The sequence below is a fragment of the Paraburkholderia sp. GAS33 genome (assembly GCF_050436645.1).
Classification (GTDB): Bacteria; Pseudomonadota; Gammaproteobacteria; order Burkholderiales; family Burkholderiaceae; genus Paraburkholderia; species Paraburkholderia phenazinium_B.
The window spans coordinates 223,993-239,946 of record NZ_JBNDMP010000009.1 but is presented as its reverse complement, the minus strand read 5'-3'; the positions used below and the strand labels follow the sequence as shown (position 1 = coordinate 239,946).

Below are 15,954 nucleotides of genomic sequence, written 5' to 3'. Positions count from 1 at the left end.
ACTCTAACAAGGAGCGATGCAATGAAATTTCAAGGCAATCAGCGACGTCTCGTGGCGGCGGCGCTAACCGCGGCGCTGACGCTAGGTCTCGCGGGTGGCGCCTGGGCGCAGCAGTCGAACGACACGACCGGCGGCACCACCAGCGAGAGCGATAGCGCTGGCAACGTCAACGGCGGCGGCATGCCGCAGATCCAGCATCAGGGCGGCGTGGCCTACGTATCGGGCGGCGTCGGCAGCGACGAGTCGAAGGCGCTCCAGGGTGCCGAAAGCCACTGGCCGCTGGCGCTGCGCTTTACCGGCCCGGGCTCCGACTTCCTCGCCGACGTGCACGTGCAGATCGTCGACGCACACGGCGCGGATGTGCTGCAGGCCGATTCGCGCGGTCCCTATATGCTCGTGAGGTTGCGTCCGGGCCGTTATACGGTGCACGCGCGCTACAAGAGCGACGATCAGCAAAAGGCAGTGACAGTGCCCGCCCAGGGCGGCACCAAGTCGGCCTTCTACTGGAATACGCAGTAACACGTGCCGAATTCGCCGGCCGCGCGAAGGTTGCGCAATTGGCCGAAGATTGGCCGATAATGAAGCCACGGGTGCTCCCCGTGGCTTTTTTCATTCTGAAAGCCGCCGCCGGGCGTTGAAGTCCGAGCCATTCCTGGGACGCTTCGTGTGGATGGCTGCCCGATCATTTTTTGACCGCTGCCTGAACCGCCGTTTTATCGCATACGGAGTCCTGACATGAGCGATCCCACGCCGCCCGCAGGGAGTCCCCCGGGGACCGCCCACGGCGCTTCGGGTTCCGGTGCGGCTGCCGGCGCTCATCGCATCGAGATTAGCGTCAACCATCACCGGGTGCGGGTGATCCATCAGGGCGTCACGATGGCCGACACGCAGGGCGCGCTCACGCTTACGGAGAGCGGCCTGCCCGAGGTATTTTATTTTCCGCGCGGCGATGTCAATATGGCGCGGCTCGAAAGCTCGAACCATACGTCGCGTTGCCCGTTCAAGGGCGAGGCGTCTTATTTCCATCTGCGCACCGAAGACGGCCTGGTTGAGAATGCCGCCTGGTGTTATGAGAATCCGCTCGACGGGGTCCAGCAGATCAAGGGCTATCTGGCGTTTTATGCTTCGCGTGTCGACCGCATCTATCAGACATCCTGATTGTGTAGACGGCGCGTTTCTCGGGGGAGTGGGTCATGGAGCTGAACAACGCGTTACGGATTGCGCTTGCACCGGCCGATGTCTGGGACGCGCTGCAAGACATCGCGTTGTTGCGCGCGAGTCTCGACAACTGCGAGTCGTTCAGCCGCCTTGCGGGCGGCGAGTATGCGTTGACGCTGACGGTGCCGCTCGGACCGTTGCGCGCCCGCTACGAAGTGCGCGCCCATGTCGCCAACAAGAATCCGGTACAGCTCGACGAGCCGCATCGTGCGCTCAACTTCAAGGCGCGCGCCGAAGGTGTCGGATCGCTGCGTGGACAGATCGATGTGACGCTGCGCGCGGACGATTCAGGGTCGAACAAGGCGCCGAGCACGCGGATCGATTATTCGGTGTGGGCCACCTTGACGGGGCCCCTCGCCGAATTGCCGACGCGCCAGATCGAGAATGCGCTGCACGAGCTAGCCGACGATTTCTTCACGGAGTTCTGCGCGGTCGTGCAGGCCAAGCATGGGCAAGGTCCAAACCGCGCGCGCGGCACCCACAGCCGGCGGCAGCATGTATTCCTGCGGCCGATCAACCTTGGCAGCGTAGCGCGCCGGGTCAGGCCGCACGATCACGGAGGCTCGCTCTCCGGGCGTGCCACCAGCACGCTGTTCGGGGCACGCTCGCATAGCGTGTCGCATCGCGAGCCGACGCCGCATGCCATGCCGAACTGGGCGTGGGCCGCGATGATCTTCGTGGTGGCGTTGCTGCTTTATGCCGCGCACTGGTTCAGTACCCAGAGCTGAGTGGACCTCAGGCTTTCTTCGCCTCGCCATTCGCGCCGGTGCGTAACGCCGGACTGAGCCGCAGCGCGTCGAACATGGCTTCCACCATCTGCTGCGCGTGCTCGGCGAAATCGGTGGAGTCGGGCAGAATCAGCATGTCTCTCAGCGAACCGCCAACGAACGCATGCAGCATCGTGGCTGCCAGTTTCGTGTCGAGATCGGGCGGCATCTGGCCTTTGGAGATTGCGTTGCGCAGGCCGATCTCGATCTTGCCGAGCCCCTCACGCATGTTGGTCTGATAACGGACCATCACCGGGCCCATATCTTCTACGAACTCGCATTTCAGAAACAGAATGTCGAATACGCGTCGCCGCCGCGGATCGGCCGCGGTGTCGCGCAGACACAGCGTGCAGATTTCGATTAGCCGTCCGAGCGGATCGGCCTCTTCCGGGTTGATCGACGCGGCCTTCAGTTCGTCGAGCGGCAGCAGCACGCGGTCGAACATCTCGGTGAAGAGGTCGCCTTTGTTGGCGAAGTGCCAGTAGATCGCCCCGCGGGTGACGCCCGCGGCCTGGGCGATGTCAGCCAGCGACGTGCGCGACACGCCTTTCTCGAAAAAGACCTTCTCGGCGGCATCGAGAATGCCGGCGCGCGTCTCCAACGCCTCTTCCTTGGTCCTTCTGACCATTTCGTCTGACCTGCGTATTGGTGGGATTACCCGGACACTTTTAAACGTGGCCCGTCACAATCCGCCCGCGCGTTTCGTCTTTAGCGAGCAGGTATTGCCTTGGACTGCCTGAAAGGATAGCGAAAGACACTTTTACATGCATTCGCGAATGTATATATAATAGCACCCCATCGATCGGATAGCCCAAGCCGTGACGACCGGTTAATATCCGTCACTGTTGCCTTTCAGAAAGCTTATGCGCCGTCCCAAAAGGGTTGACGGCGTGCGGCATTTCCCGGTTTGGCGCATATCGCCCGGGGTGCAGAGCGGGTCCGCACCACTGGGCTTCCGGTTACGCGTCGTAAGACGCATGCGTGCGCTGTCGTCCCCGGGGTAGGGATGCGCGCACTTTTCATTCTCTCAGCCTTGACAGAGGTCGCTCCATGCGCGTCGAACGGGTTCCATTTCGCTTAATCAGTGCCGCGACGGCTGCCGTATTGCTGGCAGCGTGCGGACCAAAACAATCGGCCCCGCCACAACAAACACCCGAAGTCGGCATCGTCACCGTCCAGCCGTCGGCCGTGCCGGTCGTCACCGAATTGCCGGGCCGCACCAATGCTTTCCTCGTGGCGCAAGTGCGCGCGCGGGTGGACGGCATCGTGCTGCGCCGTGAGTTCACCGAAGGCAGCGAAGTGAAAGCCGGTCAGCGTCTTTACAAGATCGACCCGGCGCCTTACATCGCGCAACTGAACAGCGCCAAGGCGACGCTTGCCAAGGCTCAGGCAAACCTCGTGTCCGTCACGGCGCAGGCCAGCCGCTACAAGGTGCTGGTCGCGGCCAACGCAGTCAGCAAGCAGGACTACGACAACGCAGTCGCTTCGGAAGGCCAGGCTGCGGCGGACGTCGCTTCGGGCAAGGCCGCTGTGGATACCGCGCAGATCAATCTCGGCTACACGGACGTCGTCTCGCCGGTGAGCGGCCAGGTCGGCATTTCGCAGGTGACGCCGGGCGCGTATGTGCAGGCGAGCGCGGCTACGTTGATGTCGACGGTCCAGGAACTGGATCCGATGTACGTCGACCTCACGCAATCGAGTCTCGACGGCCTCAAGCTGCGTCGCGATGTGCAGGAAGGTCGTCTGAAGACGAGCGGTCCGGATGCGGCGAAGGTCACGCTGATTCTCGAAGACGGCCGTACCTACTCCGAGAAGGGCAAGCTGCAGTTCAGCGACGTCACGGTCGATCAGAGCACCGGTTCCGTCACTGTGCGCGCGCTGTTCCAGAACAAGGACCGTGTGCTGCTGCCGGGCATGTTCGTGCGCGCGCGCATCGAGGAAGGCGTGAACGATCAGGCGATTCTCGTACCGCAGATCGGCGTGACGCATGACCAGAAGGGCACGCCCACCGCGCTCGTCGTCGGTGCGGACAACAAGGTCGCATTGCGTCAGCTCGTCACCTCGCGCACGTATGGCTCGAACTGGGTGGTCGACAGTGGCCTGAATCCGGGTGACCGCGTGATCGTGCAGGGGACCGACAAGGTTCGCCCTGGCATGGACGTCAAGACTGTCGCGGCGCAACTGCCTGCTTCCTCCGACGCGGCTGCTGCAGCTGCGCCGGCCGCCAGCGGTGCCCAGACGGCTCAGGCTGCTTCTGCAGCATCGGGCGCGCAATAACAGGGAGCCTGTTTCATGGCAAAGTTTTTTATCGATCGCCCGATTTTTGCATGGGTGATCGCCATCATTTTGATGCTCGCGGGCCTCGCGTCGATCTTTACGCTACCGATCGCGCAATACCCGACCATCGCGCCGCCGGCCGTGCAGATCAGCGCAACGTACCCGGGCGCATCGGCGAAGACGGTGGAAAACACCGTCACGCAGGTGATCGAGCAGCAGATGAGCGGTCTCGACCACTTGCTGTATATCTCGTCCACTTCCGATGACTCGGGTACGGCCACCATCACGCTGACGTTCGCCGCCGGCACCAATCCTGACATCGCGCAGGTGCAGGTGCAGAACAAGCTGCAGTTGGCTACGCCGCTGCTTCCGCAGGCCGTGCAGCAGCTCGGTACCAAGGTCACCAAGTCGAGCAGCAGCTTCCTGCTCGTGATGGCCTTTAACTCCGAAGACGGCAGCATGAACAAGTACGACCTGGCGAACTACGTCGCGTCGAACATCGAAGACCCGGTCAGCCGGATCGACGGTGTGGGTACGGTCACGCTGTTCGGCTCGCAGTACGCCATGCGGATCTGGCTCGATGCGAACAAGCTCACCAACTTCGGTCTCACGCCGGTCGATGTGCAGACCGCATTGACCGCGCAGAACGTGCAGGTCGCCGGCGGCTCGCTTGGCGGCACGCCGGCGGTGCCGGGTCAGGCACTGCAGGCCACGATCAGCGAAGCAACACTGCTGCAGACGCCGGAGCAGTTCGGCAACATTCTGCTGAAGGTGAATCAGGACGGCTCGCGCGTGCTGCTGAAGGACGTGGCGCGCATCGATCTGGGCGGCGAAAACTACAACTTCGACACCAAGTACAACGGTGTGCCGACGGCCGGCTTCGGGATTCAGCTGGCCACGGGCGCCAACGCGCTGGCTACGGCCAAGGCGGTGCGCGCGAAGGTCGACCAGTTGTCGAAGTACTTCCCGCACGGTCTTGTCGTGAAGTATCCGTATGACACGACGCCGTTCGTGCGCCTGTCGATCGAAGAAGTGGTCAAGACGCTGCTCGAAGGGATCGTGCTGGTGTTCCTGGTCATGTACCTGTTCCTGCAAAACCTGCGCGCGACGTTGATTCCGACGATCGCGGTGCCGGTGGTGCTGCTCGGTACGTTCGCGATCATGAGCGCGGTGGGCTTCTCGATCAACGTGCTGTCCATGTTCGGGCTGGTGCTTGCCATTGGTCTGCTGGTGGACGATGCGATCGTGGTGGTGGAGAACGTCGAGCGGGTGATGGCCGAAGAGGGCCTGTCGCCGCGCGACGCGACGCGCAAGGCCATGGACCAGATTACCGGTGCGCTGGTCGGTGTGGCGCTCGTGCTGTCGGCGGTGTTCGTGCCGGTGGCGTTCTCGGGCGGCTCGGTAGGCGCCATTTACCGGCAGTTCTCGCTGACCATCGTGTCGGCGATGGTGCTGTCCGTGCTGGTCGCATTGGTGTTGACGCCGGCACTCTGCGCGACGATTCTCAAACCGATTCCGCAAGGCCATCACGAAGAGAAGAAGGGTTTCTTCGGCTGGTTCAACCGAACCTTCGAGAAGAGCCGCGACAAGTACCACAGTGGTGTGCACCACGTGATCAAGCGCTCGGGCCGCTGGCTCATCATCTACCTGGTGGTGATCGTGGCGGTGGGCATGCTGTTCGTGCGTCTGCCGAAGTCGTTCCTGCCGGATGAAGACCAGGGCACGATGTTCGTGCTGGTGCAGACGCCGTCGGGCTCGACCCAGGAGACCACCGCGCATGCGCTGAAGGACATTTCGGACTACCTGCTCGACAAAGAGAAGGGCATCGTGGAATCCGTCTTCACAGTGAACGGTTTCAGCTTTGCCGGCCGCGGCCAGAACGCGGGTCTCGTGTTCGTGCGGATGAAGGACTACTCGCAGCGCCAACATGCCGACGAGAAGGTTCAGGCACTCGTAGGCCGCCTGTTCATGCACTTCGCGGGCTATAAGAATGCGCTGGTGTATCCGGTCAACCCGCCGTCGATTCCGGAATTGGGTACGGCATCGGGCTTCGACTTTGAACTGGAAGACCGTGCAGGGCTTGGCCACGAGAAGCTGATGGAAGCGCGCAACATGCTGCTCGGCATGGCCGCGAAGGATCCGGTGTTGGCGCAGGTACGTCCGAACGGGCTGAACGACACGCCGCAGTTCAACGTGACGATCGACCATGAGAAGGCTGCCGCGCTCGGCGTGTCGCTCGCCACGATCGACCAGACGTTCTCGATCGCCTGGGCATCGGCCTATGTGAACAACTTCCTCGATACCGACAGCCGGATCAAGAAGGTGTACCTGCAGGCTGACGCACCATTCCGGATGAACCCGGAAGATCTGAACGACTGGTACGTACGTAACGGCGCCGGCACGATGGTCCCGTTCTCGGCGTTCACGACCGGCACGTGGGCCTACGGTTCGCCGAAGCTCGAGCGCTACAACGGTATTTCCGCGGTGGAAATCCAGGGTGCGGCTGCGCCTGGCAAGAGTACGGGTCAGGCGAACGCGGCAATCGAGGCGATTGCGGCCAAGCTGCCGGCGGGTATCGGTTACGAGTGGACAGGTTTGTCGTTCCAGGAAATCCAGTCTGGTTCGCAAGCGCCTATCCTCTACGGTATCTCGATCCTCGTGGTGTTCCTGTGTCTCGCGGCGCTGTATGAAAGCTGGTCGATCCCGTTCTCGGTGATCATGGTGGTGCCGCTCGGCGTGTTGGGCGCACTGCTGGCCGCTACGCTGCGTGGCCTCGAGAACGACGTGTTCTTCCAGGTGGGTCTGTTGACCACCGTGGGGTTGTCGGCGAAGAACGCGATTCTGATCGTGGAATTCGCCCGCGAACTGCAGCAGGGCGAAGGCATGGGGCCGGTCGAGGCTGCGCTGGAAGCCGCGCGTCTGCGGTTGCGGCCAATCCTGATGACCTCGCTCGCGTTCATTCTCGGCGTGATGCCGCTTGCTATCAGTAACGGTGCTGGGTCTGCGAGCCAGCACGCGATTGGTACCGGCGTGATCGGCGGGATGCTGACGGCGACCTTCCTCGCGATTTTCATGATCCCGATGTTCTTCGTCGTGGTTCGTGCAAAGTTCGGCGGCGAGAAGGAAGATCCGGATGCGGCGCTCGAACACTATAACCAGCACCATCCTCATGATCCGCAGGGCGACGGTCATGATGGAAGCGGCTCGGGCAAGGAAGGACATTGAGATGCAAAAACACTCTTTGATAGCAGTGGCGGTCGCGTTCCTCGCTGCAGCTTGCACGATGGAGCCGAAGTACGACCGGCCGGCCGCACCGGTGTCGGGAACGTTTCCGACGGACGGCGTCTACGCGACGCAGCCGGGCCCGGCGAACGGCGGCGCGCGTAGCGCGAACGCCCAGGCCGCGTCCGATATCGGCTGGCGCGACTTCTTCGTCGATCCGCGCCTGCAACGGTTGATTGAGATTGCGCTGAAGAACAACCGCGATCTGCGCGTGTCGGTGCTGAATATCCAGCAATCGCAGGCGCAGTACCGGGTGGTGCGCGCGGGGCTTCTGCCGTCCGTCAGCGCGGCGGGTTCGGAGACGCGCACGCGTACTCCGGCGGATCTCGCGCTGCCGGGCGAGGAGCTCAGCACTGAGTATTCCGTCGGGCTGAATGCCTCGTGGGAACTCGACTTCTTCGGCCGGATTCGCAGCCTGAAGGATCAGGCGTTGGATCAATACCTCGCCACGGCGCAGGCGCGTAAGGCGGCGGAGATCTCGCTGGTGTCGCAGGTGGCGGATCAGTATCTGACGGTGCTGTCGTATGACGATCTGCTGAAGGTCACCGAAGGCACGCTGAAGACCGCGCAGGAATCGTATCGGATCAACAAGCTGCAGTTCGACAACGGCACAGGTTCCGAGCTCGATCTGCGCCAGGCGCAAACGGTGGTCGAGCAGGCCAATGCGAACTACCAGGCCGAGGCGCGCTTGCGTGCCCAGGCGGTCAACGCGCTGGTGCTGCTGGTTGGCGAGCCGTTGCCTGACGATCTGCCGCCGGGTCTGACGCTCGACAACCAGAATCTCCTCACGGATGTTCCGGCTGGCTTGCCGTCGGATCTGTTGACGCGGCGTCCGGACATCATGGAAGCCGAGGAGAACCTGCTGGCCGCCAACGCGAATATCGGTGCAGCGCGCGCAGCGTTCTTCCCGAAGATTTCGTTGACGGGCAACTTCGGCACGCTGAGTCCGACGTTGGGTACGCTGTTCAAGCCGGGTTCGGCGGCGTGGGGTTTCACACCGACGATCACCTTGCCGATTTTCGCTGGCGGTGAGAACAAGGCTAACCTCGATCTCGCTCACGTGCAGAAGAACATCCAGGTCGCGACGTACGAAAAGGCGATCCAGACGGCCTTCCGCGAAGTGGCGGACGGACTCGCGGCGCGCGGCACGTACGACGAGCAGATTGCGGCGCTCGAACGCGATACCTTCGCGGAACAGCGGCGTCTGGATCTGTCGGATCTGCGTTATCGCAATGGCGTGGACAGCTATCTGTCGGTGCTGACTGCGCAGACCGATCTGTATTCGGCGCAGCAGGCATTGATTTCGGCGCGGGTCGCGCGGCTGACGAACCTGGTCGACCTGTATCAGTCGCTTGGTGGCGGGTGGATCGAACACAGCGGCGATCAACCGCGTCCGGCCGATGCACCGGTGGACTACAGCGCGGCGCCGGGTGCAACGGCGGCGGCTTCTGCGCCTGCGGTGAATTAAGCACAGGGTGCGATAGTTCCAACGGCAGGCGGCGGGCTGTTGTTCTAGGCCTGCTGCTTACGTAGCAAACAGAAACGCCACGGCATGCCGTGGCGTTTCTGTTTCAGCGCTGCCGCGTCTATCGCACGACCTTTTCCGCGTGGCCTGTGCGCTCGGGCTTGCGGGCATCGCACGAGTGTCACCTCGCACCCGCCAGCTTTTCTCTCATTCAAACTCAGTGCAAATCCGCAGCCCTCAGCATTTCATCGCCCGGAGCGGCTTCTTCATTGCCGCCACGTCCATCGAAATCATGCCCAGCGCGGCGGATTTCGCGCCTCGCGGTACGCTCTCCTTTGACGCCGTTAAACACCAGATTCAGCACGACGGCAGACACCGAGGCCAACAGAATCCCGCTATGCAACAGCGGTGAAAGCGCTGGTGGCAGCCTGGAGAAAAACTGCGGCGACACCACCGGCACGAGACCGAGACCGATGCTCACCGCGACGATGAACAGGTTGTGGTGGTTTTTCACGAAGTCGACCTTCGACAGCACCTTGATGCCGTTCGCGGCCACCATCCCGAACATCACGATGCCTGCACCGCCGAGCACGAACGCCGGCACCGACGCGACCACCTGAGCCATCTTCGGAAACAGACCAAGCAGCACGAGGATCACACCGCCCGTCGCGCAGACGAAGCGGCTCTTCACACCCGTCACGCCGATCAGCCCCACGTTCTGCGAGAACGATGTATGGGGGAACGAGTTGAAGATGCCGCCGATCAACGTACCCAGGCCATCCACACGCAGGCCACGCACGAGGGTCTTCTGATCCACGGGGCGGTCCACCATATCGCCGACCGCGAGGAACATGCCGGTCGATTCGATGAACGTGACGAACATCACGGTGACCATCGTCGCGATGGCGAGCGGATCGAAGTGCGGCAGGCCGAAGTGGAACGGCATCACGATGCCCACCCACGGCGCGGCCGTCACACCTGCCATGTTGACGCGGCCAAGCAGCGCGGCGATCACAAAGCCAGCGACGATGCCGAGCAACACGGAGATGTTGGCCACGAAGCCTTTGCCGAACTTGTTGATCAGCAGGATCAGCGTGAGCACGACGAGCGACAGGCCCAGATACACCGGATTGCCGTAATCAGGATTGCCGACACCGCCGGCCGCCCAGTTGATACCGACCTCCATCAGCGACAAGCCGATCACCGAGATCACCACGCCGATCACCACGGGCGGGAAGAACCGCAACAGCTTGCCGACAGCAGGGGCCAGTAATATGCCCACCACGCCGGCCGCGATCGTCGAACCGAAGATATCGAGAATACCCAGACTCGGGTTGGTGCCGATCGCCACCATCGGGCCGACGGCCGCAAACGTGCAGCCCATGATGACGGGCAGGCGAATGCCGAAGATCCACAGGCCGAGCGTCTGGATCAGCGTGGCGATGCCGCAGGAGAAGAGATCGGCGCTGATCAGGAACGCAATCTGATCTTTCGGCAGTTTGAGCGCGCTGCCGACGATCAGCGGCACCGCCACTGCGCCGGCATACATGACGAGGACGTGCTGAATGCCGAGCGTGAGCAACTGGCCTGCGGGCAGTCGCTCGTCGCACGGGTGAACCGTGTTCGATTGCATTTTGTCTCTCTCCACCATCTCGTTTTGGGATGACTCCAAGGTATGCGGAGAGAAAAAGCACAACAAGACCACTGGGGCCTATTCCGGGCTTCGCGACGATCATATGGGTGAGGGCAATTTGAAAGCCGATCGAAATGCGTGGGCCGCGCAAACAGGCTGTGAGCCCCGCGCTGCGGTGCGAAGGTCGGACCGCAGCACGGGGCTGATGTAAAGCGATATGTGTGAGAATCCATGAGGTGTATTCGAGGCGACGCATAGTGCCGTTTTGGCGCCGCTTCCGGAGTGGCGGGGTTAACCCGCAATTGGCGTTTCCCGGAGCCCCCGCTCTCTCAAACATGCAATCGTCGATGACACATGCCTTGAACTGGCGGTGGTGAACGCTGGAATACGCGCGCCGCAGTTTTCGGCGATCATAGGCGCCGGTCGTGTTGAAGGTTCAAGCCGCGCATCACGAGATTGATTCAAGAACTACAGGAGCATTCACCATGAAGACGAAAGCAGCCATCGCATGGAAGGCCGGCGCACCGCTGACGATCGAGGAAGTCGATCTGGAAGGGCCGCGTGCCGGCGAAGTGCTGATCGAAGTGAAAGCCACCGGTATTTGCCACACCGACTACTACACGTTGTCGGGCGCGGACCCGGAAGGCATCTTCCCAGCGATTCTTGGCCATGAAGGCGCGGGCGTAATCGTCGACGTCGGGCCGGGCGTCGGCACCCTGAAGAAGGGCGATCACGTGATTCCGCTCTACACGCCGGAGTGCCGTCAGTGCAAGTTCTGTCTGTCGCGCAAGACCAATCTGTGTCAGGCGATTCGTTCGACGCAGGGCAAAGGGCTCATGCCCGATGCCACTTCGCGCTTCTCTCTGGACGGCAAGCCGTTGTTCCATTACATGGGGACGTCGACGTTCTCGAACTACATCGTGGTGCCGGAGATTGCGGTGGCGAAGGTGCGTGAAGACGCGCCGTTCGACAAGATCTGCTACATCGGCTGCGGTGTGACGACTGGCGTCGGCGCAGTGGTGTACTCGGCCAAGGTCGAGGCGGGTGCGAACGTGGTGGTGTTCGGTCTCGGCGGGATCGGGCTGAACGTGATCCAGGGCGCGAAGATGGTGGGCGCGGACAAGATCATCGGCGTCGATCTGAACCCGGGGCGGGTCGAGCTCGCGAAGAAATTCGGTATGACGCACTTCATCAACCCGACGGAAGTCGAGAACGTCGTCGATCATATCGTTCAACTGACCGACGGCGGCGCCGACTACTCGTTCGAATGCATCGGCAACACGAAGGTGATGCTCCAGGCGCTCGAGTGCACGCACAAGGGCTGGGGACAGTCGTTCATCATCGGCGTGGCGGCAGCAGGTGAAGAAATCAGCACCCGTCCGTTCCAGCTCGTGACGGGTCGTCAATGGAAGGGTTCCGCATTCGGCGGCGCACGTGGCCGCACCGATGTGCCGAAGATCGTCGACTGGTACATGGAAGGCAAGATCAACATCGACGATCTGATCACGCATCGTCTGCCGCTCGATCGCATCAACGAAGGCTTCGACCTGATGAAGAAGGGCGAGTCGATCCGCTCGGTCGTGCTGTACTGATGCCGGATTCACCTTGCATTCAAGGGAGGGCGCGATGCTCGAACTGCTAGCCAATCACACCTGCTACGGCGGCGCGCAGCGTATCTACAAGCATGAGTCGAAGGTAATCGGGCTGCCGATGCGTTTTGCGGTGTATCTGCCGCCGCAAGCCACGCAGGGAGCCGATGCCGCGGAGGTGAAGGTGCCGGCGCTGTTCTACCTCGCGGGTCTCACCTGTACCGAGGAAACCTTCCCGATCAAGGCAGGCGCGCAGCGCTTCGCCGCGCAGCACGGGATTGCGCTGATCGCACCGGACACCAGTCCGCGCGGTGCGGGTATCCCGGGCGAAAGCGCGGCATGGGACTTCGGCGTGGGTGCGGGGTTTTATGTCGATGCGACCGAGGAACCCTGGTCGAAGCACTTCCGGATGTACTCTTACGTGCGCGACGAACTGCGGGAAACGGTGCTGGCGAATCTGCCGGTGGACGGCGAGAGGCTCGGCATCTTCGGTCACTCGATGGGCGGCCACGGCGCGCTGATGCTGGCGCTACGCAATCCGCAGATTTACCGCTCGGTGTCGGCGTTCGCGCCGATTGCGGCGCCCTCGATCTCTCCGTGGGGCGAGAAGGCATTCGGCGGCTATCTGGGCCAGGATCGGGAAGCGTGGAAGGCGTACGACGCGAGCGAACTGGTGGCGAACACTTCGCACAAGTTCGCGGAGGGGATTCTGATCGATCAGGGTCTGTCGGACCAGTTTCTTTCCGAGCAGTTATATCCTGATGTATTCGAAGCGGCGTGCCATGCCGCAGGACAGCCATTGACGTTGCGGCGTCACGTGGGCTACGACCACGGGTACTTTTTCATCTCGACGTTCATCGAGGATCATATTGCGCATCACGCGAAGGTTTTGCTCGCCTGATGCGCGATCTCTCACCGCCGGCCTAGCAAACTGGCGCCATATACCAAGGCGGCTAGCGCGGTGATCCAGAAGCTCGTCGGCCAATCGGTATAGAACGCGAGCGTGAGTCCCAGCCACGCTTGCACCAGCGCGAGCAGCGCCGCGAGCACGAGCCCGGTGGAGAGCCTTGTGGTGAGGTTCTGCGCCGCGGCCGCCGGCCCTACCATCAGCGTGAACACCAGCAACACGCCGACGATCTGCGTGCATGCCGCCACTGCCAGCGCCGCAATCGCCAGAAACAGCACCGACACGAGCCGCAGCGACACGCCCTTGGCCTCGGCCAATTCCGGTTGAAGCGAAGCGAACAGCAACGGCCGCATGATCGCGGCGAGCGCCAGCAGACTTAGAATACCGAGTCCCGCGAGCACGCCCAGCGTGGACGCGTTCACGCCGAGCACATTGCCGAACAGCAGTGCAGTGACCTGAGTCGCGTAAGCGGTAAAGAAGTGCAGAAACAGCAGGCCGAAGCCGAGCGCGAGCGAGAGGATCACGCCGATCGCCACATCGCGCCCCGCGAGTTTCTCGCCGAGCGCGCCCATGCCAACACCTGCCGCCAACGTGAAACCGATCATCCCCCAGATCGGCGAGATGCCAAGCAGCACCGCGCCAGTCGCGCCGGTGAAGCCGACGTGCGAGAGCGCGTGGCCTGCAAACGTCTGTCCGCGCATCACCAGAAAATAACCAACAATCCCCGCCAGCACCGCGACGATCCCCGACGCCGCGAATGCGTTCACCATGAAATCGTATTCAAACATCGTTCGTGTGTCCGTCGCGTGAGGCGTGGTGATGGCCGTGTGAGTGGCCATGGCCGTGCTTATGCCCGTGGCCCGACGCGCCGCCATGATCGTGATCATGCGCGTCGTCTTCGTGTTCGTGATCGTGCTTTTCGACTTCGACGTCGCCTGACATCACGAAGATGCGGCCATTCACGCGCATCACGTCGATGGCCGAGCCGTAGAGCCGCGACAGCACCGGCTTCGTGATCACTTCATCAACCGTGCCGAGTGCTGCGACTCCGCTGCCCAGGTACAGCACCCGGTCGAGCGCATGTAGCAGCGGGTTGAGCTCGTGCGCAGAGAACAGCACCGCGATGCCGAGTTCCTGCTGCACGTTGCGCACCAGTTCGACCACGCTCTTTTGATGATGCGGGTCCAGACTGATCAGCGGCTCATCGAGCAGCAGCAGTTTGGGATTGCCGAGCAGGCACTGCGCGAGCAACAGACGCTGACGCTCGCCACCCGACAGCTCCGACAAAGGCCGCGCCGCCAGTGCGCGACCGCCCACCAGATCCAGCACGCGTTCCACATCCGTGCGCGTTTTCGCGTCGGCGTGCGGCAGACCCCAGCGGTGACCATCGGCCGCCATCGCTACAAAATCGCGGCCGCGCACGCGGCGGCCGGCGAGCGCGGCGCGCGTCTGCGGCATATAACCGATCGACGCGTTGCCGCGCACTACCGGCTGACCGAGGACGCGGATCGTGCCGCTTGCCGCCGGCACGAGGCCGAGCACGGCGCGCATCAGTGTGGTTTTACCCGCGCCGTTCGGCCCGAGCACGCCGATGAATTCACCTTGATTCACCTGCAGACTGGTGTCGCGCAGGATGGCACGGCCGCCCAGTTCCAGCGTCACGTTCTCGAGTTCGAGAACGGGCGCGGCATTGGACGATGTGCGGCCAGTCAGAGTCATTACGTGGTTCCGTTGGTTACTGCCTTATTTGGCTGCCGCTGACGCCGCTGCCGGCGCACCGGTATCACCCGCCGCCAGCGCCGCGGAGAGCGCGTCCAGTTGCGAGAGCATCCACACCTGGTAGTTTTTGCCGGCCGGTTCCGTTTCCGTGACGCTCATGGTCGGCACGTGCGATTGCTGCGCGAGTTTCAGCATGCGTTTGGTCAGGGCCTCGGTTGCCTGGCTGTTATAGATCAGGACCCGCACGCGCTTTTCGCGCAGGTCGCGTTCGAACGCGGCGATATCCGATGCGCTCGCTTCCGTGTCGTTCATCGTCGCCAGCTGGAAGCGCATATTGCGCATCGTCAGGCCGACTGCATCCGACATGTAGCCGAACACCGGTTCCGTCGCCGTCACCGGCACGCCGGCATAGCGGCCGTGCAGATCGGCCACCTTGGCGTCGATCGGCTTGAGCGAATCGAGAAACTTCGCGAGGTTCGCATCGTACGCCGACTTGTTCGCCGGGTCAGCCGTTTCGAGTGCCGTGGTGACTGCGCGGGCTACTGCGGGCATGGTTGCCGGGTTATACCAGAGGTGCGGATTGTCGCCGCTTTTCTTGCCGATCAGGTCGGCGGCGACGATGATCGTGCGCTTTGCATTGTTCTTCGATGCGTTCAGCAGCTTCGCCATCCACGGATCGTAATCGGCGCCGTTGTAGACCACAAGGTTCGCGTGCTGCAATGCGCGGGCGGTCTTCGGGCTCGCTTCGAACAGATGCGGATCTTCGTCCGGGTTGCTCAGGATGCTGGTGACGTCCACATGGTCGCCGCCCAACTGATGCACCACGTCCCCGTAGAAGTTTTCCGCGGCGACCACCTGGATCTTCGCATCCTGCGCGAAGGCGCTCTGGCCGAGCGCCAGCACGGCGGCGCCGGCCACCAGATACTTCAACAGGCTGAGCGCACGGCGCGCATCGTGCCACTTCAAGCTGAGTTTGTTCATCGGTATCCCTGCTGCTAAAGAGTTGAATGCGAAGGGTGCCGGCCGATCCGGGAGAGCTTCGCGGTTAAGCGGGGATGCAATGATATAACGTATCTAATAAGTTTGTCAGCGGCTGA

The 15,954-nt window shown here is 62.5% G+C and carries 13 protein-coding genes; 8 read left to right on the top strand and 5 right to left on the bottom strand.

The window, feature by feature from the left end; all coding sequences use genetic code 11:
- Nucleotides 1-21 precede the first annotated feature (21 nt).
- From P3T24_RS26105 to P3T24_RS26095, 3 genes are all read left to right on the top strand, one after another.
- Nucleotides 22-519, top strand: coding sequence for a carboxypeptidase regulatory-like domain-containing protein (locus tag P3T24_RS26105; RefSeq protein ID WP_429439210.1), 498 nt, complete (start codon nt 22-24; stop codon nt 517-519).
- Nucleotides 520-735: 216 nt separating this feature from the next.
- Nucleotides 736-1,158, top strand: coding sequence for a DUF427 domain-containing protein (locus P3T24_RS26100; protein ID WP_074263466.1), 423 nt, complete (start codon nt 736-738; stop codon nt 1,156-1,158).
- A 35-nt stretch (nt 1,159-1,193) separates the two neighbouring features.
- Nucleotides 1,194-1,946: a CoxG family protein gene (locus P3T24_RS26095; RefSeq protein WP_074263467.1), complete on the top strand. Its 753-nt coding sequence runs from the start codon at nt 1,194-1,196 to the stop codon at nt 1,944-1,946.
- Between the two features lie 7 nt (nt 1,947-1,953).
- Here P3T24_RS26095 and P3T24_RS26090 read toward each other — a convergent pair whose 3' ends face one another.
- Nucleotides 1,954-2,613 (bottom strand): TetR family transcriptional regulator, encoded by a 660-nt coding sequence (locus P3T24_RS26090; RefSeq protein WP_074263468.1) that lies wholly within the window; start codon nt 2,611-2,613, stop codon nt 1,954-1,956.
- Between the two features lie 422 nt (nt 2,614-3,035).
- On the opposite strand from P3T24_RS26090, the gene P3T24_RS26085 reads away from it, so the two are divergent.
- From P3T24_RS26085 to P3T24_RS26075, 3 genes are read left to right on the top strand one after another with little or no spacing between them, the layout of a single operon-like run.
- Entirely contained in the window at nt 3,036-4,262 is a 1,227-nt protein-coding gene (locus P3T24_RS26085; RefSeq protein ID WP_074263469.1) for an efflux RND transporter periplasmic adaptor subunit, read from the top strand.
- Between the two features lie 15 nt (nt 4,263-4,277).
- Nucleotides 4,278-7,487, top strand: coding sequence for an efflux RND transporter permease subunit (locus tag P3T24_RS26080; protein WP_074263470.1), 3,210 nt, complete (start codon nt 4,278-4,280; stop codon nt 7,485-7,487).
- Nucleotide 7,488: 1 nt separating this feature from the next.
- Nucleotides 7,489-9,012 carry an efflux transporter outer membrane subunit gene (locus P3T24_RS26075; protein WP_429439207.1) on the top strand — a complete coding sequence of 508 codons (1,524 nt, stop codon included), beginning with the start codon at nt 7,489-7,491 and terminating at the stop codon, nt 9,010-9,012.
- A gap of 214 nt (nt 9,013-9,226) precedes the next feature.
- On the opposite strand, the gene P3T24_RS26070 is transcribed toward P3T24_RS26075, so the two are convergent.
- Nucleotides 9,227-10,642, bottom strand: coding sequence for a nucleobase:cation symporter-2 family protein (locus P3T24_RS26070; protein ID WP_074263472.1), 1,416 nt, complete (start codon nt 10,640-10,642; stop codon nt 9,227-9,229).
- Nucleotides 10,643-11,127: 485 nt separating this feature from the next.
- On the opposite strand from P3T24_RS26070, the gene P3T24_RS26065 reads away from it, so the two are divergent.
- Entirely contained in the window at nt 11,128-12,234 is a 1,107-nt protein-coding gene (locus tag P3T24_RS26065) for an S-(hydroxymethyl)glutathione dehydrogenase/class III alcohol dehydrogenase (protein ID WP_429439205.1), read from the top strand.
- Nucleotides 12,235-12,268: 34 nt separating this feature from the next.
- The gene (fghA, locus tag P3T24_RS26060; RefSeq protein ID WP_429439203.1) at nt 12,269-13,132 is read left to right on the top strand and encodes an S-formylglutathione hydrolase; all 864 of its coding nucleotides are present in this window, start codon (nt 12,269-12,271) and stop codon (nt 13,130-13,132) included.
- 11 nt (nt 13,133-13,143) lie between these two features.
- On the opposite strand, the gene P3T24_RS26055 is transcribed toward fghA, so the two are convergent.
- Genes P3T24_RS26055 through P3T24_RS26045 form a run of 3 tightly spaced genes read right to left on the bottom strand, consistent with a single transcriptional unit; the run spans nt 13,144 to nt 15,838 of the window.
- On the bottom strand, nt 13,144-13,926 hold the full coding sequence (locus P3T24_RS26055; protein WP_429439200.1) for a metal ABC transporter permease: 783 nt from the start codon (nt 13,924-13,926) through the stop codon (nt 13,144-13,146).
- Nucleotides 13,919-14,857 (bottom strand): ABC transporter ATP-binding protein, encoded by a 939-nt coding sequence (locus P3T24_RS26050; protein WP_429439197.1) that lies wholly within the window; start codon nt 14,855-14,857, stop codon nt 13,919-13,921. Before P3T24_RS26050 ends, P3T24_RS26055 begins: the two co-directional genes overlap by 8 nt.
- Before the next feature lie 24 nt (nt 14,858-14,881).
- On the bottom strand, nt 14,882-15,838 hold the full coding sequence (locus P3T24_RS26045) for a metal ABC transporter solute-binding protein (protein WP_429439194.1): 957 nt from the start codon (nt 15,836-15,838) through the stop codon (nt 14,882-14,884).
- Between the last annotated feature and the right edge of the window lie 116 nt (nt 15,839-15,954).

Bases quoted from the DNA above. Each gene is read 5' to 3' on its own strand.
- P3T24_RS26065 (WP_429439205.1), top strand. From the start codon at position 11,128: ATGAAGACGAAAGCAGCCATCGCATGGAAGGCCGGCGCACCGCTGACG.
- P3T24_RS26050 (WP_429439197.1), bottom strand. From the start codon at position 14,857: ATGACTCTGACTGGCCGCACATCGTCCAATGCCGCGCCCGTTCTCGAA.
- P3T24_RS26080 (WP_074263470.1), top strand. From the start codon at position 4,278: ATGGCAAAGTTTTTTATCGATCGCCCGATTTTTGCATGGGTGATCGCC.
- P3T24_RS26090 (WP_074263468.1), bottom strand. From the start codon at position 2,613: ATGGTCAGAAGGACCAAGGAAGAGGCGTTGGAGACGCGCGCCGGCATT.
- P3T24_RS26045 (WP_429439194.1), bottom strand. From the start codon at position 15,838: ATGAACAAACTCAGCTTGAAGTGGCACGATGCGCGCCGTGCGCTCAGC.
- P3T24_RS26075 (WP_429439207.1), top strand. From the start codon at position 7,489: ATGCAAAAACACTCTTTGATAGCAGTGGCGGTCGCGTTCCTCGCTGCA.
- P3T24_RS26085 (WP_074263469.1), top strand. From the start codon at position 3,036: ATGCGCGTCGAACGGGTTCCATTTCGCTTAATCAGTGCCGCGACGGCT.
- fghA (WP_429439203.1), top strand. From the start codon at position 12,269: ATGCTCGAACTGCTAGCCAATCACACCTGCTACGGCGGCGCGCAGCGT.
- P3T24_RS26095 (WP_074263467.1), top strand. From the start codon at position 1,194: ATGGAGCTGAACAACGCGTTACGGATTGCGCTTGCACCGGCCGATGTC.
- P3T24_RS26105 (WP_429439210.1), top strand. From the start codon at position 22: ATGAAATTTCAAGGCAATCAGCGACGTCTCGTGGCGGCGGCGCTAACC.
- P3T24_RS26100 (WP_074263466.1), top strand. From the start codon at position 736: ATGAGCGATCCCACGCCGCCCGCAGGGAGTCCCCCGGGGACCGCCCAC.
- P3T24_RS26070 (WP_074263472.1), bottom strand. From the start codon at position 10,642: ATGCAATCGAACACGGTTCACCCGTGCGACGAGCGACTGCCCGCAGGC.
- P3T24_RS26055 (WP_429439200.1), bottom strand. From the start codon at position 13,926: ATGTTTGAATACGATTTCATGGTGAACGCATTCGCGGCGTCGGGGATC.